Raw genomic sequence first — 2,692 nt, 5'->3', positions numbered from 1 at the left:
CGTCCACGACGCCCACGCCACCAGCCCCACCACCGCCTTCGCACTCTCCCGCCTCGCCGACCCCGACACCCTCCACCACACCCCCATCGGCGTCTTCCGCGACACCACCCGCCCCGTCTACGACACCCTCATGGCCGACCAGCTCGACAGGGCCGTCGACCAGAAGGGCAAGGGCGACCTGGCGACCCTGCTCGCGGGCAACGACACCTGGACGGTCGTCGGCTAGCCGACGACCGCCGGCCGGCCGCGGCCAAACGGAAGCCCGGATCCCGCTACGGGGTCCGGGCTTCGTCGTACGCGACGCGGGCCCGCTCCACCTCGCCGGTGCTCCGCTCCGTCCAGCGCGCCAGCGCCCACACCTGCTCGGCGGCCTCACGGCCCAGGTCCGTCAGGGAGTAGTCCACGTGCGGCGGGATCACGGGGCGGGCGTGGCGCAGGACGAATCCGTCGCGTTCCAGGGTCTGGAGGGTCTGGGCCAGCATCTTCTCGCTGACCCCGCCCACTTCGCGGCGCAGCTCGCTGAACCGGTACGAGCGCTCGAACAGGGCGGCGAGCACCAGGACGCCCCAGCGGCTGGTGACGTGCTCCAGGATCCCGCGCGAGGGGCACATGGGGGCTTTGACACTCACTTCGGCACTTACTTCCATACCAGTACCTTACTTTGAAGTGGGTACTTACGAATAGTTAGCGCTCTCCATAAGCTTGTGTCATCACCGCACGAGAGCACCACAGACCCCCACAGGAGCGTGAGCGTCATGAGCATCGTCGTCACCGGAGCCACCGGAGCCCTCGGCCGTCTCGTCGTCGAGGAGCTGCTGGCCAAGGTCCCCGCCGACCGGCTGGCCGTCGTCGTACGGAACGGGGAGAAGGCCGCCGACCTGGCCGCGCGCGGCATCGAGGTCCGGGTCGCGGACTACGACGACCCCGCGAGCCTGGCCGGCGCCTTCCGGGCCGGCGACCGCGTGCTGCTGATCTCCGGCAGCGAGGTCGGCCGCCGCGTCCCGCAGCACACGGCCGTGATCAAGGCGGCGGAGGCGGCCGGGGTGGCCCAGCTGGCCTACACCGGGATCCTCGGCGGGCCCGAGGCGGACTTCGAGCTGGCGGCCGAGCACAAGGTCACCGAGCAGGCGGTCCTCGACTCCGGCCTGCCCTACACCTTCCTGCGCAACGGCTGGTACCACGAGAACTACACCGCGCAGCTGGCCGCGGTCCTGGAGCACGGGGCGGTCCTCGGCAGCGCGGGCGAGGGCCGGATCGCCTCGGCGGCCCGCGCCGACTACGCGGCGGCGGCCGCCGCCGTGCTGACCGGCGAGGGCCACCTGAACCGGGTCTACGAGCTTTCCGGGGACACCGCCTGGAGCCTGGCCGAGTACGCCGCCGAGGTGGCGCGGCAGTCCGGGCGCGAGGTCGCGTACGCCGCCGTCCCGGCGGACGCGCACCTGACGGCGCTGACCGGGGCCGGGGTGCCCGAGGGCTTCGCGGCGATCCTGGTCGACGTGGACGCGGCGATCTCGCGCGGCCGTCTCGCCGGGACCAGCGGGGACCTGGCCCGTCTGATCGGCCGCCCGACGACCCCGGTCGCCCACGCCATCGGCGCCGCCCTGGCCTGAGGGCCGGACGGCGGCGGCCGGATGTCATGAGTATCTCGCCGTAACGGGCATGACAGCGGCCCCCCGCGGCGCTACGGTCGTGGGGTTGTGAGATTGGCCGGAAGTCGCACTGGAGGGCCCGTGAAGGCACAGAACGAGCAGCGCGCGGGTCTGCTCTACGGATTCGGCGCGTACGGGATGTGGGGGCTGGTCCCCCTGTTCTGGCCACTGCTCAAGCCGTCCGGGGCGATCGAGATCCTCGCCCACCGCATGGTGTGGTCACTGGCGGTGGTCGGCGTCGCACTGATCGCGCTGCGCCGCTGGAGCTGGATCGGGGAGCTGCTGCGCCAGCCGCGCAAGCTGGCGCTGACCGCGCTGGCCGCGACCGTGATCAGCGTGAACTGGGGCCTGTACATCTGGTCGGTCAACAACGGCCACGTGGTCGAGGCCAGCCTCGGCTACTTCATCAACCCGCTGGTGACCATCGCGCTCGGCGTCCTGGTGCTCGGGGAGCGGCTGCGCCGCCCCCAGTGGGCGGCGGTCGGCATCAGTTTCGCCGCCGTCCTGGTCCTGGCCATCGGGTACGGGCGGCCGCCGTGGATCTCGCTCGCCCTGGCCTCCTCCTTCGCCACCTACGGGCTGATCAAGAAGAAGCTCGGCATGGGCGGGCTGGAGTCGCTGACCGCCGAGACGGCGATGCTGTTCCTGCCCGCACTGGGCTACCTGCTGTGGCTCGCCGCCGAGGGACGCTCGACGTTCGCCTCACTGGGGCTCGGACACTCCGCCCTGCTCGCCTCGACCGGGCTGGTCACCGCGATCCCGCTGGTCTGCTTCGGGGCGGCCGCGATCCGCGTTCCGCTGTCCACGCTGGGGCTGCTGCAGTACCTGGCGCCGGTGTTCCAGTTCGGGCTCGGGGTGCTGTACTTCCACGAGGCGATGCCGCCCGAGCGCTGGGCCGGCTTCTCCCTGGTCTGGGCCGCGCTGGTCCTGCTGAGCTGGGACGCGTTGCGCAGCTCCCGGCGCTCGCGGGCCCGGCTCGCGGAGGCCGCGGCGAACGCGGCGGCGCCCGCGGCGGTGCCGGCCGCCCCCGCCGCGGAGCCCCC

General features: G+C 72.7%; 3 protein-coding genes and 1 pseudogene. 3 read left to right on the top strand and 1 reads right to left on the bottom strand.

The genetic code is table 11. The annotated features are described in order from the left end of the window. A pseudogene (locus tag AB4039_RS41920) lies at positions 1 to 226 on the top strand (2-oxoacid:ferredoxin oxidoreductase subunit beta); the annotation flags it as partial. 46 nt (positions 227 to 272) lie between these two features. Here the strand turns inward: AB4039_RS41920 and AB4039_RS41915 are convergent. Then, entirely contained in the window at positions 273 to 647 is a 375-nt protein-coding gene (locus AB4039_RS41915; RefSeq protein ID WP_266841082.1) for a winged helix-turn-helix transcriptional regulator, read from the bottom strand. A gap of 108 nt (positions 648 to 755) precedes the next feature. On the opposite strand from AB4039_RS41915, the gene AB4039_RS41910 reads away from it, so the two are divergent. Both AB4039_RS41910 and rarD read left to right on the top strand, forming a co-directional pair. After that, positions 756 to 1,610, top strand: a complete 855-nt coding sequence (locus AB4039_RS41910) for an SDR family oxidoreductase (RefSeq protein WP_266841081.1) — start codon at positions 756 to 758, stop codon at positions 1,608 to 1,610. A gap of 120 nt (positions 1,611 to 1,730) precedes the next feature. After that, on the top strand, positions 1,731 to 2,692 hold a 962-nt coding region (rarD, locus tag AB4039_RS41905), incomplete at its 3' end, for an EamA family transporter RarD (RefSeq protein WP_442273269.1).

The sequence above is a fragment of the Streptomyces sp. M-16 genome (assembly GCF_052114405.1).
Classification (GTDB): Bacteria; Actinomycetota; Actinomycetes; order Streptomycetales; family Streptomycetaceae; genus Streptomyces.
The sequence above is the reverse complement of the archived record's forward strand: the minus strand, read 5'-3'. Positions and strand labels throughout refer to the sequence as shown.

What these genes read in the sequence shown, in the direction of transcription:
- AB4039_RS41915 (WP_266841082.1), bottom strand. Translation starts at nt 647, where the DNA reads ATGGAAGTAAGTGCCGAAGTGAGTGTCAAAGCCCCCATGTGCCCCTCG.
- AB4039_RS41910 (WP_266841081.1), top strand. Translation starts at nt 756, where the DNA reads ATGAGCATCGTCGTCACCGGAGCCACCGGAGCCCTCGGCCGTCTCGTC.